Consider the following 25918-nt stretch of genomic DNA (forward strand, 5'->3'; position numbering starts at 1 on the left):
AACATTCTCGTCACCGAAGCCCGGTCAATTTTTGTGTCAACGTCTTGTGTGGCTTAATTGCTTACTGTCACCAACCCAAGAAGCCCTCCCTCCAAATGGACTGGGTTTTACCTCAATCTGCTTAACCCGAACTCAGGTTACTTATGACTGATAACTGATAACTGATAACTGGTCACTGATAATAATTCCAACGTTGAATAAATGGGAGCCAATGAGATTCGACTAACTCGATCGCTTTTGCATCTGGGGGATAATTATTTTTTTTATATCCTTGCAGACTGGCGATATATTTCTCAAAGCGAGGCCTGGATATTTTTAAGTCGGGAAGTTGCAGTTGATCGTAAATTTTCTCGATTTGTGCTAGGGGGTCTTTTTCTAAATCTTCAAAACGGATTTCTACAAAACTATCGGCGGGTAAATCGGCACTATCTCGCAGGAGAGAATTAAGCATTGGGGGGTAACTTTTCAGAATTACCTGCTCGATTTCATCCTGGGATAAATTATCGTAGGATTGTAGTGCTAGTTCCGGTAGGATGCGGGTAAAAAAGTGGCGGGTTGAGGGAAAAACTAGATAGGGATTGCGGTAGATATGAATAAATTTAGCATCGGGCCAGATAGCTCGCAATTTGGCAATGTGTGCCGTATAAACGGGGTTTTTGATGAGTAATCGTTTGCCTTTTTGATGGATGGAAACTTTTTTTAATAGATGAGTATGCCAACGTTGCCAATTGGCGATTTCTTTCTCGCTGCAGCCCTGAAAAAAAACCCCTCGATCGAAATGGTACTGAAAACGTTGGGGAAAGTATAAACCATGGTAGTAGGAAAGGGGGATCATGCTGGCCAGGGCGATCGAGTCTTCTTGGGGTGAATTGGGAGTAACAGCGACGTTATCCACATGGCGATCGCTCGGTAGGGCTAATTCTAGCAGCGGTTGTAATAAGCGGACGATACCGAGGATATCCCAGGGTAATCCCACCGCTAGGGGCGAAATATAGCCAAAATGCTCCGATTGACCGAGTAAATTGTGCAGATGGGTCGTGCCGCTGCGCCAATAGCCGACAATAAAAATGGGTGCTTTTACCTGCACCCTACGCTCATAAAACCCTGTCATTAAAATTCGTTCTAGGGTAGAAAAAGGCAGTCGCGCTAGGGTAACTGCCAGCGCCAGGGTTGCCGGGGCCAAATTGGGGCGATTAATGCCGCCATTGGTCAAAAATAAACGAAGGAGAGTGCTAAGGTTACTACCGCAGAGGGGATGAAACAAACTGGACATATTAACTATTTTTTAGCGGTTTTTTGGCGGATAGCTTGGCTGGCCAAGGTTTTGCCGAATTCCCAAGCGGCCCCAGGGAAGCGGTGAGCATCAGCGACCACATCTTTAACGGCGGTGACAAGCCAACGGCAATCCTCATCGGAGAGGGTGAGGGGGGGGATAAACTTGATGATATTCATGCCGTGGCCGGAAACCTGGGAGAGGATTTGATGGCGGGTAAAGAGGGGAACAACGATTAACTGGGAAAATAGCCCTTTATTGGCGGTTTCTAGCATTTTCCAGGCGGCTTTTAGGGACCAACTGCTCGGCTCGGCAAATTCCAAGGCGATCATCATACCCAATCCCCGCACTTCCTGCAAACATTCGTACTGATCTACGAGGGGCTGTAGTTCTGCGATAATTTGTTGACCGATTACGGCCGATCGCTCGACTAATTTTTCCTCTTCAATCACCTGTAAAGTGGCAATACCGGCGGCCATGGCCAGATTATTTTTACCAAAAGTGCTACCGTGAACCACAGAACGATCCATGCGATCGAATACTCGATCGAAGATCCAGCGACGACAGAGAACCGCTCCCACTGGCACAAAACCACCCGAAAGAGCCTTGGCAACACATAAAATGTCCGGTTCTACCCCCCAATGTTCTACAGCCCAAATTTTGCCAGTCCGGCCTAAACCGGTCTGCACTTCATCGGCTACAAAAAGAGTGCCATAACGACGACAAAGGGCAGCCGCCGCCGGGAGATAGTTCGGTTCGGGAATTCTCACCCCGTGACCTTGGATCGGTTCGGTAATAAAAGCCGCTACTTCTTGGTTAATTAGAGCTTTTTCGAGCGCGGCCAGATCGCCGAAGGGAATTTCCTTAAAATCGGCGACAAAAGGCCCAAATCCCTCACGATAATGGGGATCGCCGGTGGCGGAAAGGGAACCCATGGTTAACCCGTGGTAGCCTCCCTGACAGTAAACAATTTGGCTGCGTCCGGTGGCGTAGCGGCTGAATTTAATGGCAGCCTCGACGGTTTCTGTGCCGGAATTAGCAAAGAAAACTCGTTCTAATCCGGTCGGGGCGATCGCTGCTAACCGTTCGGCCAGCAATCCCGCTAGGATAGAAGCATCCAATTGGACTAAATTGGGTAATGCTGCCGTTAGCACTTCCTGTAAAGCTTGCACGATCTTGGGGTGATTGCGTCCGAGAGCGAAAACACCAAAACCACTCAGTAAGTCCAGATACTTGTCCCCCTGATTGTCGAAGAGGTACGGACCTTCGGCTTTAACGTAGTGGCGATCGTAGCCGATCGTTTTTAGTACCCTAACCATCTGGGGGTTTAGGTATTGTTCGTGGAGGGCAAAGTTTTCTTCTAGTCTTTTTTCTATCAGTTCTAAAATGCTCATAAATTCCAGATTTGATTACTGAAAAACTAATTTTTAAACACCTAAAACCCGATTATGTTGATAGCACATTATCATGATTTTTGGCTATCTAATATTATAAATTATTTGATATATTTTGTCAAGTATTTAAAAACTTATCTAGGATAATGAAACTAATTAACTCTTGTTGGCTAAAGGTTCAAGCGACTTTTAGATAATTTGTTAGTCAGTTTTTATATGGTTGGCGCGCAAGCGATGCGCCCAAAATGTAATATCAGTAAACTGTTTACTGTTCACTGATAACTGATAACTGATTACTGATAACTGATTACTGATTACTGATAAGTAGGTAGGCGTTAAAAGTTGTCAGATGCCCCCCTTATTAAGGGGGGATTAAGGGGGGATCCCCCCGCCTATCGGCACCCCCCTTATCAAGGGGGGCAGGGGGGATCGAACCTAAAATCCATTTTTAATTTAATTATAACCAGCTACTTAGCTATAAAAAAACCGACCAACAAGAGAGAATTCCCGTCAGTCAGTCGGTGATGATAGGCCGAATTTTACTCAGCTTTATTTCTTAGCGGGGGCAGCCTTAACGAGTTCCAATTCACTTTCAGCGAAGTTATTGGTATTCAGTCCACTGGCGCTACCACTAAAACCGTGGTAGTTAACAGTGTTAAAACGGACGATAACGGGATAGAGGATACCACTTTTGTCAACACTGGCTACGGTTCCTACATCGTTGTACCAGTAAGACTCTTTACGTTTGATTCTAACTTCGGCTCCGCGTTCGATTCCAGGCATAGCTGTTGTTTTTTTTTAGGGTTTAGTTAACAGGTTACAATCAGAGCGAGTTTGCCGAAAGGGTTTTTACTTTAAGTTTTATTGCAAATCTTGCCACTCTGTTTGGACAAAATGCCCCGAACGTCCCCATAGGTCTGCCTTTGGTGCAATGTTAACGATTGTTAAGTTAAAAGGAATGGCCGTAGTCAGGTATTTTTGGGCCGACATTCCCACATCTGGCCCGATTTGAAAAGCGGTGGCGGTGGCTAAACCTAAGCCTAATAACTGAGAAATCGGACCTCTGGGTAAGAGAAGATGAGTTCCTAAGACTAAGCCAGCGGTTAAGGCTAAAGTTACCGATAAATTGGTGCCACAACGCGGATGTAGTGCCAATTGCCCCTCGCCATTTTTGAGACGATGAAGAGCCTGTTTGGCCGCAATTTGCAGTTCATTTGTATTAATCTGTCCGTAGAGATAAAAACCCCTATCGGTGGACAGTCCCCCCAGGGCCTCGTTATCCGCAGGGGAGTGGTCAAAAGGCGATTGACGACGGGCAACCATTTCGCTTAATACCCAGACGGTGGCGTGTTCCAAGGCGTGAACCTGTCGCAGGGTGAGAAATTCTTTGAAACCGGGGATAAAGCCGATTTGTGCCAGTAAATCGCTGTCTTGCTGGGGCGAGGGGTTAAACCAGTCAAAAGAGGGGTTAGAAGGGCTACTAGAGGTCATAAAGTTGCGCTAGGGGGAGTTTTTTCGAGGAGGATGAGGGTGCTATTCGACAAAAAAGGGAAAATCTGACCACTGGGGAACTGCTGCTAGTTTTTGCTTTAGGTAAGGTTTGCTGAATAAATCTAAAAACCTTGTTGGATAAGACTTCTAGACTTTTTTGAAATCCAAAAGTGCCGGGCATGGGAGTGAGCAGGGGGAAAATTCCGGGACTTTTTCCCTGAAAATTGGGTAATTGACCACCTGAAAACCGGTAAAACCCTACACCCTACACCCTACACCCCACACCCTGCCCCCACGAAAAACTTTTTGCCGCAAACCCTAGTTAAGAAGCGAAATGATTCCAGTTATCTGGATTGCTGGTCTTGGTCATAGAAACTCTAGTCAATTAGCTGTCTAAATAGGCGTTAATGATAGCAAGAGCCACTAAGGGAGCGGTAATTGTTCTCAAAATGCGTTTTCCCAATGATACAGGTAGAAAATTAGCGGCGAGTGCTTGTTCTATTTCTGTCTCCGTCCATCCCCCTTCCGGTCCGATAGCCATGGTTATCTCGGTTGATGTTTGCAATTGAGAAAGTAGCGGGGCCACTGTTCTACGGGTAACACCAATATAACAAGTTGTCTGTGGGTTAGCTCCCCGGCTAAGGATGGCTAAAAATGATTGTGGTTCTTCGATAATAGGAATAATCTGTCTTTCTGATTGTTCTACAGCTTCCCGGGCAATTTTTCGCCAACGGTCGATTTTTTGAGGACTAGGATTAACTAAACCCCGTTCTGTCAGCAGCGGGATAATCCGATAAACTCCTAATTCGGTGGCAGCGCGAACGATATCATCAAAGCCATTTTTGGGAATTGCTACCATTAAATTCACTTGTACTGGTAGTTCGGTAGTTTCGTTTATCGCTTCTAAAAGATGGGCCGAATTATCAATTATTTCCGCTAACCACGCTTGTCCTTGTCCATTTAGGGCAATAAAACGGTCATGGGATTTTAAACGAACAACTTTTTTAAGATAATGACTTTGTTCGGGTGTTAAGACAATTAACCCGTTTTCTAGGGTGTTAAAATCAAGAAGAAGACGATAATACAAGGCGGTTTAGTCTATATTACTATTGTGTTCAGAATCACTGTCAGTTATCTATTTTAGCTTTTGTGGTGTTTTTGTATGGGGTAGATTAGCCTAAAACCTTGATCATTAACAAACACGGGAATTGATTAATGAATTTACTAGGCATCGTTTTATACTCTTTTATGGGGGTGCTGTTGTTGGGGTTAGCTGTAGCTATCTGGTGGTTAGTCGATACCGTATCTTTATCCCCCACTAAACCGAAAAGAGCTACTTCTAAAAATAATCGTCAAAATTTGCCAATCAGTCAGCCTAAACTTTTCTACTTAGAAAGAGAACTTTTAACCCTCGTGAATGGAGATAAAGCTTTAGCGAGTCGATTGCTTTTAAGTATTAGATTGAGAAATCCCCAACGCAGTAAAAGCTGGTGTTATGAAAAAGTTATTTATGATTTAAAACGAGATCGAGGAGGAATTTAAATTGCCACTACAACAATTAGACTTATTAGAAGAATACCGTAGTGATCGCCATAATCTCATTGCCGATTTTTATCTACCTTGTTTAGCACAATCTACCCTCTATTGTCGAGCAGTCGGCTTTTTTTCTAGTTCTTCCCTTGTCTCTCTAGCTAAAGGATTAACCGCTTTAATTCGCGGAGGTGGAAAAATGCGTTTAATTGCTTCTCCCTATCTCTCGAGAGAGGATATAGAGGCGATTACTCAGGGATTAAAGCAAAGGGAAGAAGTGATTACTAAATCTTTGTTATCAGTTCTAGAAATTGACTTAGACGAAATTACTAAAAATCGTTTTGCCTGTTTAGCGTGGCTATTAAGTCAAGGAGTCTTAGAAATTAAATTAGCCATTCCCAAAAACTTAGTTAATTTTGGCTTATATCATGAAAAGTTAGGACTATTTATTGATGCTTTTGAAAATGCGATCGCTTTTACTGGTTCTGCGAATGAAAGTCACAGCAGTTTACAGGATAATTTCGAGTGTATCGATGTTTTTCGCTCTTGGCAATCTCAGGAACAGCTAAGAGTTCAGAGAAAAATTGATAATTTTGAAAAACTCTGGCACAATCAAACTCCCCATCTAGATATTTGGGATTTTCCCGCAGCAGCAGCCCAATCTCTCTTAAAATTTCGTCCTGATTTTCCACCCACTACCGAACCCGATAGCAGTAGCAAAAAAACTTTTAAAGTTGCCGCCGATACCAGCAAATATCAGTTATCCTCTCCCCTAAAAATAACACCCCAGCCCCGTCAAATTGAGGCAATAAGTGCATGGAAACAAGCCAAATATCAGGGGATACTTGCCATGGCAACAGGAGCGGGAAAAACGATTACAGCCCTGGCTGCCGCTAGTGGTTTATCAAGGTTAGAATTAATTGTTATCGGTGTACCTACTAAAGAATTAGTCCAGCAGTGGGTGAAAGAATTAAACTGTCGAACTACCTATGCTTTTCCTGTGGTAGCGATGGGTAATTCTCGTGCTTGGCGTGAGGTTTTATTTCGCAAATTACGGTTAATTAATCATCAAGAATTGCCCTCTCAGAGATATCCTGTAATTGTGGTGGGAACCTATGGAGAGTTGGCTAAAAATACCGTTAGTGATTTAATTACTGATGCGGGAGGTTTGCCAAAAGAATCTTTATTAATTGCCGATGAAGTTCACGCTACTGGTGCGGGAGTTTATCAGCGTCTTTTACGGGATGATTTTAGTTATCGTTTGGGTTTATCAGCAACTCCTTTGCGTGCCTACGATGAACTCGGTACGGAAAAAGTTTTAGATTATTTTGGGGGAATTGTCTATGAATACGGGTTAGAGTTAGCTATTCAGCAGGGTATTTTGTGCGAGTACGATTATCACGTTTATGTCACCTATCTCGCAGAAGAAGAACAGGAAAAATATTGTCAGTTAACTGCAAAAATTGCTCGCTTATTTACTCAAGAAGACAGTAAAGCAGTGAATTGTTTATTAATTCAACGGGCGCAATTAATTAAAGCAGCGGGGGCAAAATTAACTATAATTGATCGTATTCTGGCTGAACACACCTTAGAACAAACATTAATTTATTGTGCCGATATTGCCCAAGCAACTGCTATTAGTACCCGATTGGCGCGTCAGGGAAAAAGAGTCGCTCGCTATAGTTCCTTAGACAGCGATCGAGTTATGTTATTATCACAGTTATCTTCGGGAAATCTTGACGCATTAGTGGCGGTAAAATGTCTCGATGAGGGAGTTGATATCCCACAAGTCAGTCAGGGAATTATCCTCGCTGCTGATGCTTCTCCTCGTCAATTTATTCAACGTCGCGGCAGAATTCTCCGGGCAGCCGTGGCAAAGAAGAAAGCGACTTTAATCGATGTCTTGGTGGTTCCTCCTTGGGGCGATGGTGAGGTAAAATTAATTGCATCGGAGATCAAAAGAGTTATTGATTTTGCCCGGGCAGCCAGCAATCAAGCTACAGTTATCAACAGATTAGTCCAAGAATTAAGTTACTATGGCCTTACCTACTCAGATCTGTTATAAAATTTATCCTCATCAAGGTATCTCTTGGCAAATAAGCATTAAGACTTGACAATACCCACTCCCCAACCCCCAGAAAATCCATGGATATAACTGCTAAAATTGAAGAACTGGCACAAAAATATGAGATACCTCCCCAACTGCTGGGGGAAGCCATGGCTTTAGAAGTAGAAAAAATTACTCTCAAAAATCGGCGGCTATCACCTAAAATTGTCGAACTTATCGAAAAATATACCGACTCCTCACAATAAATAAACTCTATGACTTTGAGACTGAAACAAATTCGCTTAACTAATTGGAAATGTTACCCTAGTCAAAATATTACTTTTAACCTGCATCCCGACAGAAAAATTCAGATTATTTTTGGTAATAATGGCCACGGTAAAACTTCTCTGATGACGGCGATTTTATGGTGTCTATATGGGGGAGATATTGTATCTAAAGAGACTCTGAAAACCTATTTTTATCGAGGTAAGGATGATTCTTCACCGGCAAAAGAAATGCGGGTAGAATTAAATTTTACTAGAAACGAGAAAAATTACTTTATCAGTCGCACAGCGAAATTAAAAGTTAATGGTAGCACTTCTTATCCCAGCGTAGAGGAAGCATTATTTTATGAAGATGGAACCATGAGAAGTAACTCTAGGGAATATATCGAAGCATTGCTTCCTAAATCTATTCGAGATTTTTTCTGTTTTGATGGCTTAAAAATTGAACAATATACCCAGATAACCCAAACTAAAGAAGCAAAAGAAGCAATTGAAAAAGTTTTGGGTATCCCGGAATTAAGAAATCTGCGCGATGATACAGAAAAAGCCTTACAAGAATTAGAAAACCGTTTCAATAAAGCAGAGGGAACCAGTCAAGCTTTAAAAGATAAGAGAAAACAATTGCGAGAATTAGAAGGAGACATTGAACTTAAAAAAGGTCAGCTTAAAAATGCTAAAGATGAGGAAAAAAATGCTAAAATTATCCATCATGATGCTCAAGAAAAAGCCGCACAGATTGAAGGTTTACGAGAAAAACAAGAGGAAATTCATAACTTAGAGAAAAAGCGTATCGGTTTACAAACTCAGTTAAATAACCTACAAAAGTCTATCGATTCTTGGTTAAAAAAAGCTGCGATACCTTTGCTGATTAACTTTGTGCAGGAAATGGCTGACGATTTACAAGTTACTAGCTTAAAAAGCACTTTTAAAACTAATTCTACAGCAGTTTTAAAAGCAATACTTGAGGATAAAAGCTGTCTATGTGGTCGTTGTTTAGATAAAAATTCTCGTGACTTTATCCTGCAACAAATTGCCGAACTAGAGTCCTTAGAAGTGGACAACGCCACCAGAATAGAAAAAGACCAACTTAGAATTTATTTACAGGGAATTATCCGAGATAATGCCAAATTTAGCAATTATAGTCAATTGCTTTTACAAAGAGATCTTTTAGAAGAAGAAATCGAAGAAATTAATCAACATATTAAACAGCTAAAACAGGAAACCACGGGAATAAATCAAGAATCAGCTAATGAGATTTGGCGAACAGTTGGCGAATGGGAACGAAAAGTCAAGGAGAGTGAAGAAAGGATCGAACGCTTGCAAAAGGAAATTGAAATCAAAGAAAAGCAATTAGAAAATTTACGCAAAGAAGTGGAAATTTTAGCTAGTGAAAATAAAACCACATTGATGTTATCTAATCAGGTTAAAATGGCCAGAGGTTTAAAAAATGCCACTAACGAATTAATCGAATGGCATATCGATAATTCCCAAAAAATGATTAATCAAGTAACCAGTGATCGCTATTTACAAGTAACCAATAAACCAGAAGAATATAGAGGAGTAGAAATCACTCCCGAATACACTTTAGGAATCCGTACCATCACGGGAAAATTACTAAATCCCGATGTCTTAAGTGCGGGAGAAAAGGAAGCTTTAGCTTTTGCTTTTATCACTGGTTTAAATCAAATAACTGATACCTGTGTTCCCATAATTATGGATACACCTTTTGGACATTTAGACGAAGAACATCAAAAAAATATTATTAACTCTCTCCCTAATTTAAACTCCCAAGTGATTATTTTAGCCACGGATCGCGATCTACCTGATCCACTTTTAAATCTCTTGCTTCCTCACACTACCGATATTTTAAAAATACACCGTTTGGCTGCCGATGAAGATGCTTCCGTGATTGAAGTGATGGAGAATTACTAATGCAGAGAATCGATCCCAGTTTGAAGATTTATGCCTCGGAAACTTCCAGAAATTATCTACAGGTACTAAAAGATAATAAAACTTTTGAGCGCATGGTAGATGCTTATTTATTCGCCGCTGCTTTTGCCATTAAACAAGACTTCAGTATCTACGGAACCACTCTGAGTAATCGACAGGATTTAATTGCTATTAGCCAAATCGATCCAGAAGTTATTTTAGCTTTAACTGCCGGAATTTATATTATCTGTAAAAAGAATTCCTATCCTCAACCCAGCGATGGCAAAGAAGTTTTAGATAAGATCTGTCAATACGCAGAAGTGGGATTAAGGGAATTAAAAGAACGCTGGCAAGGCAAAGTCAGCAATCAAATTCAAGCTGATATTGAGAGAATTATCAATAATCTCTAAAATTCTCTCCATCTAACTATCTTTTTTAGCGATAACGACAAATTACATTCTTTCCACACTGCCAAAAAAGACGGGTTCCACCCGAATAGCAACGATACTAGCCGGACGTAAAACCATATATTCCCCTTGGATATTTCTGATCGGAACATTGATAAAATCCCGAGAATCGGCTTTCGGAACTAATTCCTTACTGTACCACTTTTGAAATTCTTGGATAGTCAAAAAACGGACTTCCTCGCGATGTCCACTGCTCAAGAACAAATGTACAGCGTACTCGTCAGCTTTTCTACTCATTTTTTTAACTAATCAGATTGAATTTTTGTAATAAAGTTGCCATTAAAGGCGGGAAAGTCAGACGCAATTCGCTCAGATCGGAGAAAATTAATTTTTGGTAGCTTGGCAGGTCAAAAGCTAGTTTACCCTTTAATTCCGCCCGATTTTGATAGGTTAGCAGAATTTGTCCGCCCTGTTTACAAGCGATCGCATAACCTAATTCTACACCCACTAGGGGACTGGGCAGTAATTCCGTTTCTTTTTGGCTAATCGCCGTAGCATCAGCAATAAATAATAAACTTTTGCGAATTTTGCGTAATTGACTATCACTCAACCGGGTGACATTGCCCTCAGTTCGAGGCGTTTCTTCGATAGTTAAGGGCAAACGGGAGCGTTTATTAAGATTTTCGACGGTTTCGGTCAAAACTGTTTTTAAAGCGGTGCTAGAGTCCTTAAATTTGCTTTGGGAGCTAAAATAAATGACGGGATCCAGCCAAGTGCTGAGGTCCTGTTTAGTAAAGTAAATTTCTTGGGAAATCAGGTCAATATTCGAGATGACGTAACCGCCACTACCTTCGAGGTAAAATTCCACCCTTTCCCCTTCTAGATAGCGTTGGAACCAGACAGAACCCTGTATCGTCAGACTATCATCGAGAAAATCGGCCCTTAAACCCGATTTTAAGAGACTATTGCGACTTAAGCGCAAGTCGTGGGGACGTTTGACAACCTCGCGGATAGGTTCGTATTTGTCCAGATACCAAGCTTTCAGAGCGATGATGGCCATAGGTGTGGCGATTAAAGACACTCTCCCATTTTAGCAGTAAGCACCGATATCCTCTCCACATTCATCGGCAAGGTAAGAAAGAGCGCGAAATCTTAACATCATCAGGTTTTCGTAGAGGGGATTTAGCTTGCAAAGGGGTGGAATCTCTAGAATTGTCCAGCTAAATAGGGTAATTTTCCGCGCAAAGGGACATTGAGCCGGAATTAGACGACAAATCCTGTGGGCTAGTGCAGGTGTATTAATCTCTAGGCGATCAATTCGTTGCCGCAGGGGTTGCCATAAATCCCATTTTGGTTGCGGTGACGGGTTTTTCCGATTGCCTTTCGACCAAGGGGCGATCCAATTAGACAAAATTATTTTATTTGTGGTATAATCTGATACATCAGCATCGGCCATAGCCTTACCTTCTATTGATTGACTCATAAGGTTCTATCTAAGATTACGAGAGGGCGAACAATCTTTCCCGAAAATCACCTAGGGTGTTCGGATAGTTGGCCGCTTTAACGATAACATCTCTGGGATAACAGATGTGGCTTATTGCGTCAGCGGCCTAGATGCGGGAGTAAGCTGTTAACTATCTAAATTACTCGTTAAGACTGTCTATGAGCGAGCAGGGAGTAGGGAGAGGAAGTTTGAGCATTTGTACTAATTCTCTACCTCCGAGTTATCACCTGAAAGCTAATAGGCAACAGACGACAATAAGATAACGTCACGAGTGAGTTTAACTAGATTAATCTCTAAGCTTCGCCCAAAAATATTGGCTCTGATTAGAGCTATTTCTAGGTTAGCAAAAACTCAGGTTTTTTCACGTCAGCATAGTACACTTTTTCTGGGTATAAAATAGCACCCGCTTTTGTCAAAGATACGCAATCCAAGGGGTGGGGTGTGGGAATTATGAATTATCAATTATCAATTATGAATTGGGTGGTTTTTTGCTGTCAACTGATAACTGTCAACTGATAACTGTCAACTGATAACTGATAGCTGATCACTGATAACTGATTTACATTCTTTCCAAAACGGGTATTCCCAGCAGAGATAAGCCTAATTTTAGGGTTCTTGCCGTTAAATCACACAGAACTAAACGAGAGGTTTTAATCGGTTCTGCCGCTTTCAGAACGGGACAATTCTCGTAGAAACGATTATACTTTTTACTTAGTTCGTAAAGATAATCACATAAACGATTGGGTAATAAATCCTCTTCCACGGCACTAATTACTTCCGGCAGTTGCAGTAATTGTTTAGCCAGAATTAATTCGCTTTCATCCTTGAGAATTAGCGGTGAATTGGCACTTAAATCCTGAAAATTAATACCACCTTCGCGACTGATACTCTGGACTCTAGCGTAAGCGTACAGCATATAGGGGGCGGTGTTGCCTTGGAGATTGAGCATTTTGTCGTAACTGAAAACGTAGTTACTATTACGATTTTGGCTGAGATCGGCGTATTTAACAGCACTTAACCCGACAGTTTCGGCAGTCTTAGTGATAAAATCGCCAGTTTCTTCTCTTTCCTCGCTTGCCAGTCTTTTTTCTAAGTCAGCTAGGGAACAGGCGATCGCTTGATCGAGTAATTCTTGTAGTTTTACCGTCTCCCCGGAACGAGTTTTTAATTTTTTACCATCTTCCCCTAAAACTAATCCAAAAGCGACGTGAACCACTGCCACATTATCGGGTAAAAATCCCGCTTTTTTAGCCACCTGAAATACTTGGGCAAAATGGTTAGCTTGTCCAGCATCGGTAACATAAATTATTCTTTCGGCTTTATCTTGACGCACTCGATAACAAATTGCCGCTAAATCGGTGGTAGCGTAATTATAACCGCCGTCGGATTTCTTGACAATTAGGGGCAAACGATCTCCCTCTTTGTTGGTAAAACCATCGAGAAAGACACATAAAGCGCCGTTGTCTTCTGTTAGCAATCCCTGTTGATCTAATTCTCTGATTACTGTCTCAAGGTAGGGATTATAAAAAGATTCCCCCCTTTCAGTCAGTTTTATATCGAGAATATCATAGATTTTCTGAAATTCCCGCCGTGATTGTTGACAAAGTAACTGCCATGCTTGACGACTTTGAGGATCACCTGACTGTAATTTTACTACGGCTTGACGGGCAGTTTCTTTAAAGTTTTCGTCTTCATCAAAACGAATTTTAGCCTTTTTATAAAAGCTAACTAAATCCCCTAAATCCAGAGCATCTGCTTGGGTTAAAGCACTAGGATAAGCTTCTTGTAGATAGGTGATTAACATCCCGAATTGAGTACCCCAATCCCCGACGTGATTAAGACGAATTACTTGATGATGACGAAATTCTAAAATCCGAGCAATACAATCACCAATTATAGTTGATCGCAAGTGGCCGACGTGCATTTCTTTGGCAATATTGGGACTGGAAAAATCGACAATAATTTTTTGACTGGGGTTAGCAGCGGCAACTCCTAAACGGTTGTCAGTAATTAGGTCTTTTAATTGGGTTTCTAGATAACTAGGTTTAAGGGTAAGATTGATAAAACCGGGTCCAGCAATTTCGGGGGGTTGACAGAGATCATCTATCTCTAGATTTTTTAGTAAAGTTGCCGCCACTTCCCGGGGTTTTTGTTTTAATTCTTTGGCTAAAGAGAGGGAAATATTACATTGATAATCGCCAAAACGGGGGTTACTAGCGACCACAATTAGGGGATCGGTATCAGCGAAGTTTTCCCCAAAGGATTTAACTAGGGATTGGGAAAAACGCTCTTTTATTTGTTGGATAATGGCAGTCATAGAGAGAATTTAGCAATGAATGTTAGAAGTCTATGGGGAATTAGGAAATTTATCTTGCTCTCATCTTGAATAGAATTGAGCCGGACGGGGTATTATGTCCATTTTCTTGGTACATTATAAGCATCAAATTTAGTATCTTTACTAATTAGAATTAGCGATCTGTTTAGAGACTGAGCAATTAGCATTCTATCAAATGGATCACGGTGATGCAAGGGTAAAGTACAAATTTTTAGAGTATTAGAAAATGATATAGACAGTAAGTTTATATCTGATGCTTCTAGTTTAGTTTCAATGGTTTCATAACTTTTTTGTAGGGCTAACTTACCTAAATTTAACTTAATCGCGATTTCCCAGAGACTAACAATACTGACATAAACTTCAGGAGCAAAATCAATTTCCTCCCGAAGATTATTAGGCAAGTTAGAATCGTTTTCAGTTAACCAGATGAAAGTATGGGTGTCCAGAAGAAAAGATGTCATCACATATATTCCTGAAAATCTTCCAAAGACTCATCAAAATCATCAGACAAAGGTAAGGTAAATGTACCTTGTAAAATTCCTGAACGACGTTTTCTAAGAGAAGGTTTCTCTATAATAGCATCTGATTGATAATTGGCCATCAAATATTCAGCATAGTGAAGCAGCTCTATTTTTAAGAACTCTGGCATTGTTTCGACAGTTTCTAAGATTTTTGTGTCTATATTCATAAGTTCTGGATACTTAATCTCAGCAAATTTTTACTAATTACTTATTCCTTAACCAATAAAACCACGGCATAAACTGCGATACCTTCTTCTCGTCCCACTGGTCCCAATTGTTCGTTAGTAGTGGCTTTAATTCCCACCTGTTCTGGATTAATCTTGAGAGTTTCTGCTAATTTGGCTCGCATCGCATTAAGGTGGGGTTTCATTTTCGGTTTTTCGGCAACGATTACCGAATCAATATTATTAATCTGCCAACCTTTATCGATAATTAATTGATTAACTTGTTCTAATAATTTTAAACTATTCGCCCCTTGCCATTGCGGGTCTGTGGGGGGAAAATAATGACCGATATCGCCTAAACTAAGCGCACCCAGCATGGCATCCATAATAGCGTGGGTTAAGACATCGGCATCACTGTGACCCAATAAACCCACAGTATGGGCAATCTCTACTCCTCCTAAAATTAAAGGTCTTCCTGTTACCAATCGGTGGATATCGTAGCCGTTACCAATACGAATATTCATAGAGCAGTCCTCATTGTCGGTGTTTCTGCAAATGTGAGATGCACCCAAATTGCGGTAGAATTTTCTTGGGGATAATCTCCTAACTTCTAACTATCCACTGCCGATTACCGCAAAGGATAGCCATTTATTCTATCAGAATGAGAAGATATTAGGTAAGAACTAACTAAACACAATTAATTACACATATCTAACCACCTCTTGCCTTTTGCCGTTCGGCTGAGCTCACGGCCGAAGCCTCTTGCCTTTTGCTTATCCTAACCAAAAAGTTAATTTTATCCTACTTACTTATGATAACACTTGTAACTATATTTTTCACTGCCTTGCTGGCAGTTACGGATTTTACTTACCAAGTTTTGATTCATTTTCCCATACAAATCATCAATTTTTTGGGGTCGTTGCTGTCCTATGGAGTAATCGGACTGATAATTTTAGTCCTAGTGTGGATTGTGGGTGACTGATTTCTCGGTAGAAAAAAATGAGAGAATCAGCCTTAGCCAATTCTCCCCAATTTAAGCCAACTTTTAGTTTTTACTGTTCACTAGCCACTGCTTGGGGTTGTCCTTGCGGTTGGAATTGGAACAGGGAATAAACCACGTTACGACGGATATCAATCATCATTTCTAAAAACATCTCGTAGCCTTCCTGTTTATACTCAATTAGAGGGTCTTTTTGACCGTAACCGCGTAAACCAATCGACTCGCGTAAAGCTTCCATAGCTTGCAGGTGTTCGCGCCATAACATATCGATTTGTTGCAGGATAAAATAACGTTCGGCATCGCGCATTAAACCGGCGCGAATATTATCCACTTGACGTTCTTTAATTTCGTAGGCTTTGCGAACTTCTTCGTGTAGGAACATCTTGATATCATTGACACTCATCTCCTCGACATCTTTAGCGGTAATATCTGCCAACAGATAGACGAATTCCTGAGATTTACTAATCAGTTTTTCCAAATCCCATTCTTCCGCCGGCAGTTCGGGATTAACATAAGCCATGACGATTTCATCCATGGTTTTTTCGGCGTATTGCAGCACCTGTTCTTTTAGGTCCATCCCCTCCAAAACCCGACGACGTTCGGCATAAATAGCGCGCCGTTGATTATTCATCACCTCGTCGTATTCAAACACCTGTTTCCGGGCATCATAATAGAAGGTTTCCACTTTTCTTTGCGCGCCTTCCAGAGAACGAGTTAACATTCCCGATTCAATGGGCATATCTTCTTCCACCCGGAAGGCATCCATTAAACCCGCCACGCGGTCGCCCCCAAAAATCCGCAATAAATTGTCTTCTAGGCTTAAAAAGAAGCGTGTAGAACCGGGGTCGCCCTGTCTGCCCGCCCGGCCTCGCAATTGGTTGTCAATACGGCGGGATTCGTGGCGTTCCGTCCCGATAACGTGCAGTCCGCCCCTTTCTACTACCTCATCGTGTTCTTTGCCTGTGTAATCTTCATAACTTTTGCGAATTAATTTATAGACTTCGCGTAACTTTTGAATAACCGGGTCATCCGTGGGGGCTTTTTCGGCCGCGATGGCGATTTTTTCTTCCACTTCTAATTCGGGTAAACTTTGAGTTCCGTGGGTATCAACGGCAAATTTAACCGCTTCTTTCAGGGCATTTTCTACCTCTTTCGGTAACTCGGTGGGAAAAATTTCCGCCGAGGCGCGCCAGTTTTTTTTCTTCTTACCTGGGGCGAATCCTTGCGGGCGATTGCGTTCTCCTAAACTGGGTAAACTAAAGGCCAAATTGTCATCTTCGGGCATAACTAATTTCGGCATTAAATACTCGCGAATTTTCAATCGGGCCATATAGTCGGAGTTACCACCGAGGATGATATCGGTTCCCCGTCCCGCCATGTTCGTGGCAATGGTTACGGCCCCGGCCCGGCCTGCTTGGGCGACGATTTCCGATTCCCTTTCCACGTTTTCCGGACGAGCATTAAGTAAGTTATGGGGAATATTCCTTCCCTGTAATAAAAGCGAAAGCACTTCCGATTTTTCCACACTGGTGGTACCGACTAAAACCGGGCGACCCTGTTCGTGCATTTGTTGACATTCTTCAGCGACGGCGTTCCATTTTGCCTGTTCATTTTTATAGACCACATCGGCTAAATCTTGCCGACGAGAAACGCGGTTAGTGGGAATAATTGTTACTTGCAGGTTATAGACTTTTTCTAGTTCCGTTTCTTCGGTTTTGGCCGTCCCGGTCATGCCAGATAATTTCGGATAGAGTAGGAAAAAGTTTTGATAGGTAATCGTGGCTAAGGTTTGGGTTTCCTGTTGAATTTCTACCCCTTCCTTAGCTTCCACTGCCTGATGTAAACCATCACCCCAACGTCGCCCCGGTAATACCCGTCCCGTGAACTCATCAACGATAACAATTTCACCACTGCGGACGATATAGTTAACGTCTTTTTTCTGGAGTTCTTTGGCACGAATAGCGTTAGAAATATAGTGCGCCCAGGGATTTTCTTGGTCGTATAAATCGGTAACTCCTAATAGTTCTTCCGCTCTTTTAAAGCCTTCATCGGTCATTAAAACGTTACGGTCTTTTTCGTTAACTTCGTAGTCTCCCGGTCCGTCTTCTACTTTTTGGCGCACTAATTGCTTGGCGATTTCGGCGGCGAGAATATATTTTTCTGTGGGTCGATCGATCGGTCCTGATATAATTAATGGAGTTCTGGCCTCATCGATAAGAATGGAGTCCACTTCGTCGATAACGCAGTAGTTAAAGGGTCTTTGGACAACTTCCCCCATCACTGTAGCCATGTTATCGCGCAGATAATCGAAGCCGAGTTCGCTGTTAGTGGTGTAGGTGATGTCACAGGCATAATTTTTCTTTCTTTCTTCTGGACTCATGCCGGCTTGAATTAGTCCCACACTTAACCCTAAAAAGCGGTGTACCTGCCCCATCCATTCCGCGTCACGACGGGCGAGATAATCGTTGACGGTGACGACGTGAACCCCTTTTCCGGTCAATCCATTCAAATAAGCGGGGAGAGTGGCAACTAGGGTTTTTCCTTCCCCGGTTTTCATCTCGGCGATTTGTCCTTTGTGCAGTACCATTCCCCCCAATAACTGCACGTCAAAGTGACGCATCCCTAAGACTCGGATTCCCGCTTCCCGGACAATGGCGAAAGCTTCGGGGAGGATTTCCTCGAGAATCTCCTCTCTTTCGTCATAATTTCTGGCTTTGTCCAATCTTTCCTTAAATTCGCTGGTTTTGCTCCTTAATTCCTCATCGGACAGGTTTTTAATGTCTTCTTCCAGCAGGTTGATTTCGGTGACGAGGGGCTGAAATTTTTTAATTTTGCGGGCGTTAGGGTCTCCGAGTAGGGCTTTTAACATAGCAGTTTTTATTCTCTCGCTTCGATTGGCTCTTGGTCTGTGGTGTTAACAATTGTATCACTCTGGTTGGGAGTGGAGAATCATTTATCGGTGAAAAGGGACTCTTGCCAGTGGGCAAAAATTAAGTTAATCTTCTCTCACCGGTGGCTTAACTAAAGGGGAAACCACCATATTTATTGATAATTATATCTATAGTTTCCATAATTGCGATCGATTCGCCCAAAATGGAGATAATTTGTTGATAATGTTCTAGGTCATCGTAGCTAAGGTGGCGACCTTTGCGGTCTTTTAGCCACTTCTGACACACTTGATAACCGCCGATATAAAAGTTCCAAATTTGGGGCGGAATCCCCGCAAAATACTGGTCAGAATTAATCGAAATTTGTTGTTTATTTTCGTCATATTTCACCTGTTCGACTAGATTGGAACCCGCCACGGGATAGCTACTAATTTCTTTTCCCGTTGCTTTCATTAGGTGTAACTGCACTAATCTGTCACCTTTTTTGACTAATTCCCAGAATAATTCTTTATTACTGGTTAGAGGAACACGAGGAAAGTCTATTTTTAAAAATTCGGCGTAACGTTGGCGATATTGGGGAGAGTGAAAGACAGCATAGATATAGTTAAAAATGTCTTCTGGTCCAAAGGTTTTCTTTTCGTCTCCTTTGCCATCATTGATAAATTCTAATTCAAGTTTTGCCGAAAGTTCCTTAATAAATTCTGGTGCTAGATTGGGACGGCGACCATTTGGCGAGTTGGTTGGTTCTGTGTCAAATAAGGTTGGGGTATTAGTTGGGTAAAGATAAAGGGGGAAAACAAAGCCATTATTTGATGTTTTGGGAGAGAGACAAATCACTTCAACAATATTTCCTGATATTTGAACGTGATTAAAGCTTTCTCCTTTAGTCATCCTAGAGGTAATTAGTGCATAATTTTGTTGATCTTTTAGATTATACATAACATTACTTCTTGGCATACAGTGAAAGCCTCTTGAATTACCCGTATAATATGTATATCTTTTGTCAAAAGGTCTGTATAAAATAGGAGTTAATTTATCCTTGCATAAATTTGATTGCTTAATATCTTTCTGGGCTAAATTAACTTTCCAATCCCTAGAATCTTTACCTAAATTATACTTAATTCTAGCTTCTTCTGGACTGAGATTGACAAAATCATTGATTATATCCCAAATTTCTTTTTTATTCCATTGAATTGTTAAACTATCTCTAGCTGTGACGATACCAACACTATTAACTGGCATAATTTCAGTAATCTTCCAAAATTGATCATATTCCGAGCGCAGATTAATATTCTGAGGTTTAAATAGATAAAAAGGAGAATCAGGTTGTAATTCCTGCCAAGAAGTAGAATAAAGATCATTTTCATCTAACCAATGATACTTACCACCGACAATAACTTGATTCTCAATCATCTCTCTTTTACCCCATAAATCAGCATGATAAACTTTAGCTAAATTTGAAGAACCATTGTGATATTTAATAAAAATACCAATAGCTACACCTTGCTGAATATCAAACACATTTTGATCCGGTGAACCGTCGGGACAAACTTCTTTTTTCTTACTATTGCCGTGTAAATCGAGAATATAAATATCATCAAAAGTTTTTAATAAACTTTGACGCATTCCCCGAAAAGTTGGGTTATCCAGATAACCATGATTAGTAACAAAAGCTAAAATTCCGTAACCAGTTTTCTCGATGCGCCATTGACTAAAGCGAATAAATTTGACATAATCATCATTTAACCATTTGGGATTTTTTTCGCCTAAAGGTTGCTCATCTACTTCAAAATAACTAGCAGTTTTTTCTCCAGAAATAATATCTTTTCCCTTCAATAATTCCTTAATCCATTCTCCTGTATTTACGGAATGTCCAGAGTAGGGAGGATTACCAATAATCACCATAACAGGATGTTCTTGCTTAACACCTTGCGCTGACTCTGCTTCATCGCGAATGCGATTTAAAAACCCATCAGCAGGGGGAATTTGAAAAGCTTCCTGTAGGGTGTTAGTGAGATAGATTCCCAAGCGTTCATCGGCACTAAAATCATAGCCTAATTCCTGAAGTTGTAAACCTAACTTCATGTGTGCTACGGTGTAGGGAGCCATCAGTAATTCAAACCCAAAGAGACGGGGTAATAAATGTTTACTGACATAACTAGACCACATCCCTTTCTGTTGACGAAAACTGTCATAGATATGGTCAATAACAGAGTGTAAAAAAGTGCCAGTTCCCACAGCAGGATCGAGGATTAAAACTTGGTGAACTTCCTGAGTTTCTTGGCTATTATTAGGATTTTTAATCGTAATTTTTTTGGCATCGGCCAAACCTTTAGGAATCTGAAACTTATTTTTTAGAATATAGTCCACACTGCGAACCATGTAAGAAACCACGGGTTCAGGGGTATAATAAACCCCCCTAGACTCACGCATTTTACTATCGTATTCTGCTAAAAAAGTCTCATAAAAGTGAACCACAGGATCTTGCTTGCGCGTGCGTTTTCCAAAGCTGCTAAGAATTCCCTCCATGTCCGTTTGTTGTAAAATAGTCGCTAGAGTATCCACGGCCCAAGTAATCCGCTCATCTAATTCTGTACCAGCAATTTGATGAAAAATTCCCCGCAAAAAAGGGTTAGTTTTCGGTAGTCGAAATGCTGCCGTTTCCCTGGAAAAAGAACTTATTTGATCCGTATTACAGCGTGCTGCGAATAACCCATAACAGATTGTTTGTGCATACATATCCGCGAACTGCGCTTCATTGAGATCACTAATTAAAACTCGTTGAAAAGATTGCAATTGTTGCCGCAACATTCCCCCGCAATCTTGATCTTTTAAAGCTTGGCCGATTGCGTCTCGAATTAACTGCGCTAAAGCGGCCATTTTTTTGGCTAATTCTCGGGGTGTTGTTATCTGAATAACTTTTGAGAGGAAAAATTTACAGAACAATTGTTCTACTTGCAAAATACCCTGGGAATCAGGTTTAATTTGCTTTTTTTGATTAAGACTTGCCACGGCAGCTGATAGACGCAATTCTCCCGATACATACCAACGAAATTCTAAATGATCGGTGATAATTAAATTACCCAAAGCCTGTAAATAACGTTTTATTTGGGGAGTATTTTCAACCTTTTTGAGAGAAGTTCCGATATCTTTTGCTTCTAGATGGCCAACTTCTACTATACCCTGATTAATCACAAAATCCGGAGCGCCACAAGCAATCCTTTTGGGTTCATTGAGAGCTTGTAGGTTATTATTTAGGGATTCAATTAATTTTTTTAAAGCAGGACGATAACTGTGTTCTGTGGCCTTACCCTGTTGATAAATGCCTGTGATTTCCTCTAGATATTTTGGCAGTGAATTACTCATTATCAGTGTTGCATACAAACGTTCTTCTATAGATAAAATATAACCTCATTTGCCCCCAATGTCCACTGAGATGCCCTCATCCTGCTTTATCCCTATCCTCAAGGATACCAAAATTAGCTAGAATGAAATAATAGGCGATAATCTCATCTCAACAACTTCACCAAAATATTAACGATGGTCAAAGCATCATCTCCCTTATCTCTAGAGCATCTCTATCATGTTCCCACCTACACTATAGCCGATACTGCGCGCTATCTCCATATTCCTTTACCCACTCTGAGAACGTGGGTACGAGGACGCACCTACCCCACTAAAAAAGGACAAAAAGAGTTTTTACCCCTCATTCAACGACCTAATCCGAATATTCCGCAACTTTCCTTTACTAACTTAGTGGAAGCGCACGTTTTAAGAGTCATTCGCACCGTTCATAACATCCCTCTCGATAAAGTTAGACTTACCCTAGACTATATTAGTGAAGAATTTAACACCGATCATCCTCTGGTTCAAAAACAATTTAGTACCGATGGAATTGACCTTTTTATTGAACAATTTGAACATTTAATTAATGCCTCCCGTTCGGGACAATTGACGATGAAACAATTCTTAAATAATCTCTTAACTCGTATTGAATGGGATGAACAAGATATCGCCACACGGCTTTTTCCCACTATCGACATAAATGGGGAAGACTTCAGCAATAAAGTCCTAAAGATAGACCCTAATATTTCCTTCGGAAACCCCGTGATCACAGGAACAGGAATTCCCACTAAAGTTGTCACAGAACTTTATGATGCGGGGGACTCTATAGAAGATATTGCCAATGATTATAATTGTCAACCTTGGCAAATTGAAAAAGCGATTTTATTCGAGTCCAATTGGCAAGCGGCATGACCTATCAATACACCTATTTTATAGACCGCGCTTTAGGAAAATCTATCGGTGAAGCTTTGCAAGAAATAGGGGTTAAAATTGAATTTCATCATGCCCATTTTGCCCCAGATGCACCGGATACGGAGTGGCTACCTATTGTTAGTCAAAGAGGATGGATAGTATTAACTAAAGATGTAAACATTGGTAGAAATATTTTAGAAGTTCAACAGATAGCCCGTTATCAGGCTCAAGTATTTGTTCTAGTTTCTGGCAACTTACCTCGTCAAACCATGATTAATATTTTTGTCGAAACAATCGATAAAATCGAAAGAATAACCCAAGATAATCAAGCCCCTTTTATCGCCAAAATATACCAAGATTTTCAAGTAAAATTGTGGAAAAATAAAAATGAATTAACTAGAATAATAGAAACTATGTAAAACTTATTAAAATATTTTTTATTCAGTAAAAAATTACAGCTAAATTTGTTGACAATATTCTCACCATTACCTTTGATGCAATTGTCGAAATTGTCTGAGCAGTGAACCGGTTTAATCAACTTCTTAATCCCCCCACTTGCTGTTAAATTTATCTCCGTTCACTTCACCCAGGGGAAGGGGGGGACTTCTGGCGAGATTTGAGTTAAACTAGAAAGGTTGACTATTGACAAACATCGATCGCACAGGAGTAAATTATGTCTAGAGTCTGTACTATGACGGGGAAAAAGGCCAATAACGCCTATGCGGTGTCCCACTCCCACCGTCGCACCAAAAAATTACAAGAAGCTAACCTACAATGGAAAAGAGTTTGGTGGTCGGAAGGCAACCGTTGGGTAAAACTACGCATCTCCACCAAAGCTATCAAAACCATTGAAAAGAAAGGATTAGCCGTCTTCGCTAGAGAAGTAGGCTTAAACTTGAATTTGTACTAAGCGAGTAGTTCATGAGTGGAGACGAATCGGCCTTATTGTTGACTCCTCTGCTTTTGATTATTAAGTATTGCAACAGGGCGTGATGTGGGGTGAAAACTACCTTTAAGATTAAAAACTTAAAACGACCTGTTCAGGAGAATTTCAATGTATTCAACCCTATTAATGGCCGCCACCGCCGTACAAGGTTCCAGCGAATGGAGTCCCAAAGTGGCGATTGTCATGATTATCTGCAATATTCTCGCTATTGCTTTCGGTAAAGCGACTATTCAACAACAAAATGTCGGTCCTGCTTTACCTTCCCCCGCTTTATTCGGTGGTATGGGATTAGGCGCTTTACTGGGTACTACCAGTTTTGGTCATGTCCTCGGTGCCGGTGTCATCCTCGGTCTCTCCCGTCTGGGAGTTATCTAAATATGTTTTGATTTTCTTAATCGGTGGCCAAAAGTCACCGATTTCTTTTGTGAAAAATTCTGGACTATATAATAAATATGACTTTACCTCAAAAAAATTCTTTTTGGTACGATGAGCGATTTCAGAAGATTTTTCTACAGGTAATTATCCTGCTAATTGTCTGCCTAATTTTCTGGTTTTTTGGTCGCAATTTAGTGATTAATTTCCAACGCCTACGCTTAAGTTTTGGCTTTGGCTTTCTCTTTGATCCTGACCGACCAGCCTCTTTTGCTATTGGTGACTCTCCTATTGCCTACAGTCCCACCGATACCTATTTTCGCGCTCTTTTGGTGGGATTAGTTAATTCTCTCCGCATTATGATTACTGGCATATTTTTGGCGATTAGTCTGGGAATCGTCATCGGGTTAGGTCGCTTGTCGGATAATTGGTTAATTCGTCAGTTAGCAACAATTTATGTGGAAACTATTCGCAATACTCCCCTATTATTACAATTATTTTTTTGGTATTTTGCTGTATTTCTGAAACTGCCGAAGATTGAGGAATCTTTAGAGTTCTTTGGCAGTATATTTTTAAATAACTCAGGAGTCTATTTACCTTTCCCCGCTAATAGTTTCAGGACATGGTTAACTTTAGCTATCATTATTTTAGGAATAATTCTCTCATTATTTTTATCCATAAAAAATAAACTTGGTTTATGCCTAACTAGCCTAATAATCCTAGTTATAATTCCTCTAATCTGGGGTTTACAATGGCAAAGTCCCCAAGTTAATCCTCTTAATCAAAATATTGACTTTGGTTTACATCTTTCTTCCGAGTTTGCTACTCTCCTAATCGGTTTAACTGTTTATACAGCTGCCTTTATCGCGGAAACGGTACGGGGAGGGATTCAATCGGTTAATCGGGGACAATGGGAAGCAGCTAAAGCCTTAGGATTAAAACCTTTATTAGTGATGAGATTAGTAATTTTTCCCCAAGCTTTGCCAGTGATTATTCCTCCTTTAACTAATGAATGTTTAAATCTGGTTAAAAACTCTAGTTTAGCGATCGCTATTGGTTATAATGATATTTATGCTATCTCTAGTACCATCGCTAATCAGACAGGAAAAGCTGTAGAAATGTTAATAGTAGTTATGGCCACCTATTTATTCTTTAATCTGGTGATTTCTCTGGCTATGAATCAATTAAATCAACGGGTAAAAATTCAGGAAAGATAGGGTGTGTTAGCAAGCGCCTAACGCACCGAATCGCACCAGAATTTAGCGATAAAGTAACTAATGAGCATTAGCAGAATATAAAGCGGTGATAATTGCTGTCACCGCAGGACTAAGACTAGATAAAACCACCACAGAAGCGGTGGCAATGATGATAGTAGTAGCCATTCTTACCATACCATCTGTACCTTTTTGATAGGCATCAAATTTATATTCTAAGCGGTCAACTTTTTGACCAAGTTCTTCTCGCAATTGAATCAACGCTTCTCTGATGTCATCATTACTGGGATTTTCGGGAATTTGCATAACCTTGATTAGCAATCAACTAACAACCGAATACATTATAGCAGTTCTTAGCCATA

At 40.8% G+C, this 25918-nt stretch carries 25 protein-coding genes and 1 pseudogene; 11 read left to right on the top strand and 15 right to left on the bottom strand.

Features of this window, described 5'->3' with window-relative positions; all coding sequences use genetic code 11:
• Nucleotides 1-125 (top strand): annotated as a pseudogene (locus IM462_RS01265) (IS982 family transposase); the annotation flags it as partial.
• Nucleotides 126-172: 47 nt separating this feature from the next.
• Here IM462_RS01265 and IM462_RS01270 read toward each other — a convergent pair.
• The 5 genes from IM462_RS01270 to IM462_RS01290 all read right to left on the bottom strand — a co-directional run bounded on the left by IM462_RS01270 (nt 173) and on the right by IM462_RS01290 (nt 5245).
• Nucleotides 173-1273, bottom strand: a complete 1101-nt coding sequence (locus IM462_RS01270) for a sulfotransferase family protein (RefSeq protein WP_287702068.1) — start codon at nt 1271-1273, stop codon at nt 173-175.
• Nucleotides 1274-1278: 5 nt separating this feature from the next.
• Complete coding sequence (locus IM462_RS01275) at nt 1279-2667, bottom strand: aspartate aminotransferase family protein (protein WP_287702070.1); 1389 nt, start codon at nt 2665-2667, stop codon at nt 1279-1281.
• A gap of 549 nt (nt 2668-3216) precedes the next feature.
• Nucleotides 3217-3450 (bottom strand): photosystem I reaction center subunit IV, encoded by a 234-nt coding sequence (locus tag IM462_RS01280; protein WP_004160927.1) that lies wholly within the window; start codon nt 3448-3450, stop codon nt 3217-3219.
• Nucleotides 3451-3528: 78 nt separating this feature from the next.
• Nucleotides 3529-4158 (bottom strand): DUF6391 domain-containing protein, encoded by a 630-nt coding sequence (locus tag IM462_RS01285; RefSeq protein ID WP_287703310.1) that lies wholly within the window; start codon nt 4156-4158, stop codon nt 3529-3531.
• A 385-nt stretch (nt 4159-4543) separates the two neighbouring features.
• Nucleotides 4544-5245 carry a 16S rRNA (uracil(1498)-N(3))-methyltransferase gene (locus IM462_RS01290; protein ID WP_287703312.1) on the bottom strand — a complete coding sequence of 234 codons (702 nt, stop codon included), beginning with the start codon at nt 5243-5245 and terminating at the stop codon, nt 4544-4546.
• A gap of 128 nt (nt 5246-5373) precedes the next feature.
• On the opposite strand from IM462_RS01290, the gene IM462_RS01295 reads away from it, so the two are divergent.
• From IM462_RS01295 to IM462_RS01315, 5 genes are all read left to right on the top strand, one after another.
• On the top strand, nt 5374-5700 hold the full coding sequence (locus IM462_RS01295) for a hypothetical protein (protein WP_287703314.1): 327 nt from the start codon (nt 5374-5376) through the stop codon (nt 5698-5700).
• A 1-nt stretch (nt 5701) separates the two neighbouring features.
• On the top strand, nt 5702-7753 hold the full coding sequence (locus IM462_RS01300) for a DEAD/DEAH box helicase family protein (RefSeq protein ID WP_287703315.1): 2052 nt from the start codon (nt 5702-5704) through the stop codon (nt 7751-7753).
• Between the two features lie 80 nt (nt 7754-7833).
• Entirely contained in the window at nt 7834-8001 is a 168-nt protein-coding gene (locus IM462_RS01305) for a hypothetical protein (RefSeq protein ID WP_192846025.1), read from the top strand.
• A gap of 9 nt (nt 8002-8010) precedes the next feature.
• Nucleotides 8011-9951, top strand: a complete 1941-nt coding sequence (locus tag IM462_RS01310; RefSeq protein ID WP_287703318.1) for an AAA family ATPase — start codon at nt 8011-8013, stop codon at nt 9949-9951.
• The gene (locus tag IM462_RS01315; RefSeq protein WP_004160914.1) at nt 9951-10358 is read left to right on the top strand and encodes a hypothetical protein; all 408 of its coding nucleotides are present in this window, start codon (nt 9951-9953) and stop codon (nt 10356-10358) included. The genes IM462_RS01310 and IM462_RS01315 overlap by 1 nt, the downstream gene beginning before the upstream one ends.
• A 42-nt stretch (nt 10359-10400) precedes the next feature.
• Here the strand turns inward: IM462_RS01315 and IM462_RS01320 are convergent, their stop codons facing one another.
• The 9 genes from IM462_RS01320 to IM462_RS01360 all read right to left on the bottom strand — a co-directional run bounded on the left by IM462_RS01320 (nt 10401) and on the right by IM462_RS01360 (nt 22133).
• Nucleotides 10401-10652 carry a hypothetical protein gene (locus IM462_RS01320; protein ID WP_287703320.1) on the bottom strand — a complete coding sequence of 84 codons (252 nt, stop codon included), beginning with the start codon at nt 10650-10652 and terminating at the stop codon, nt 10401-10403.
• A gap of 4 nt (nt 10653-10656) precedes the next feature.
• Nucleotides 10657-11415 (bottom strand): hypothetical protein, encoded by a 759-nt coding sequence (locus tag IM462_RS01325; protein WP_287703322.1) that lies wholly within the window; start codon nt 11413-11415, stop codon nt 10657-10659.
• A 30-nt stretch (nt 11416-11445) separates the two neighbouring features.
• Nucleotides 11446-11838 (bottom strand): Mo-dependent nitrogenase C-terminal domain-containing protein, encoded by a 393-nt coding sequence (locus IM462_RS01330; RefSeq protein ID WP_287665976.1) that lies wholly within the window; start codon nt 11836-11838, stop codon nt 11446-11448.
• Between the two features lie 580 nt (nt 11839-12418).
• Entirely contained in the window at nt 12419-14176 is a 1758-nt protein-coding gene (argS, locus tag IM462_RS01335; protein WP_287703323.1) for an arginine--tRNA ligase, read from the bottom strand.
• 92 nt (nt 14177-14268) lie between these two features.
• Nucleotides 14269-14655, bottom strand: a complete 387-nt coding sequence (locus tag IM462_RS01340) for a type II toxin-antitoxin system VapC family toxin (protein ID WP_287703359.1) — start codon at nt 14653-14655, stop codon at nt 14269-14271.
• A complete protein-coding gene (gene vapB / locus IM462_RS01345; protein ID WP_002800430.1) occupies nt 14655-14882 on the bottom strand; it encodes a type II toxin-antitoxin system VapB family antitoxin in 228 nt (75 codons plus the stop codon). The genes IM462_RS01340 and vapB overlap by 1 nt, the downstream gene beginning before the upstream one ends.
• 41 nt (nt 14883-14923) lie before the next feature.
• Nucleotides 14924-15403: a 2-C-methyl-D-erythritol 2,4-cyclodiphosphate synthase gene (gene ispF / locus IM462_RS01350; protein WP_045361179.1), complete on the bottom strand. Its 480-nt coding sequence runs from the start codon at nt 15401-15403 to the stop codon at nt 14924-14926.
• 528 nt (nt 15404-15931) lie between these two features.
• Nucleotides 15932-18748 carry a preprotein translocase subunit SecA gene (gene secA, locus IM462_RS01355; protein ID WP_287703325.1) on the bottom strand — a complete coding sequence of 939 codons (2817 nt, stop codon included), beginning with the start codon at nt 18746-18748 and terminating at the stop codon, nt 15932-15934.
• A 148-nt stretch (nt 18749-18896) separates the two neighbouring features.
• On the bottom strand, nt 18897-22133 hold the full coding sequence (locus IM462_RS01360; protein ID WP_287703327.1) for a type ISP restriction/modification enzyme: 3237 nt from the start codon (nt 22131-22133) through the stop codon (nt 18897-18899).
• Nucleotides 22134-22307: 174 nt separating this feature from the next.
• Here IM462_RS01360 and IM462_RS01365 point away from each other — a divergent pair, with 174 nt between their 5' ends.
• From IM462_RS01365 to IM462_RS01385, 5 genes are all read left to right on the top strand, one after another.
• The gene (locus IM462_RS01365) at nt 22308-23024 is read left to right on the top strand and encodes a DUF433 domain-containing protein (RefSeq protein WP_287703329.1); all 717 of its coding nucleotides are present in this window, start codon (nt 22308-22310) and stop codon (nt 23022-23024) included.
• On the top strand, nt 23021-23443 hold the full coding sequence (locus IM462_RS01370; protein ID WP_061432129.1) for a PIN-like domain-containing protein: 423 nt from the start codon (nt 23021-23023) through the stop codon (nt 23441-23443). The genes IM462_RS01365 and IM462_RS01370 overlap by 4 nt, the downstream gene beginning before the upstream one ends.
• A 254-nt stretch (nt 23444-23697) precedes the next feature.
• Nucleotides 23698-23934: a 50S ribosomal protein L28 gene (gene rpmB / locus IM462_RS01375; RefSeq protein WP_002732080.1), complete on the top strand. Its 237-nt coding sequence runs from the start codon at nt 23698-23700 to the stop codon at nt 23932-23934.
• 144 nt (nt 23935-24078) lie between these two features.
• Complete coding sequence (psaK, locus tag IM462_RS01380; RefSeq protein ID WP_002760753.1) at nt 24079-24345, top strand: photosystem I reaction center subunit PsaK; 267 nt, start codon at nt 24079-24081, stop codon at nt 24343-24345.
• A 77-nt stretch (nt 24346-24422) separates the two neighbouring features.
• On the top strand, nt 24423-25559 hold the full coding sequence (locus tag IM462_RS01385) for an amino acid ABC transporter permease (RefSeq protein ID WP_287703331.1): 1137 nt from the start codon (nt 24423-24425) through the stop codon (nt 25557-25559).
• 57 nt (nt 25560-25616) lie between these two features.
• Here IM462_RS01385 and IM462_RS01390 read toward each other — a convergent pair whose 3' ends face one another.
• Entirely contained in the window at nt 25617-25862 is a 246-nt protein-coding gene (locus IM462_RS01390; protein ID WP_004157920.1) for a ssr2422 family thylakoid membrane protein, read from the bottom strand.
• Between the last annotated feature and the right edge of the window lie 56 nt (nt 25863-25918).

This window comes from Microcystis sp. M144S2 (assembly GCF_020246065.1).
GTDB lineage: Bacteria > Cyanobacteriota > Cyanobacteriia > Cyanobacteriales > Microcystaceae > Microcystis > Microcystis ichthyoblabe_A.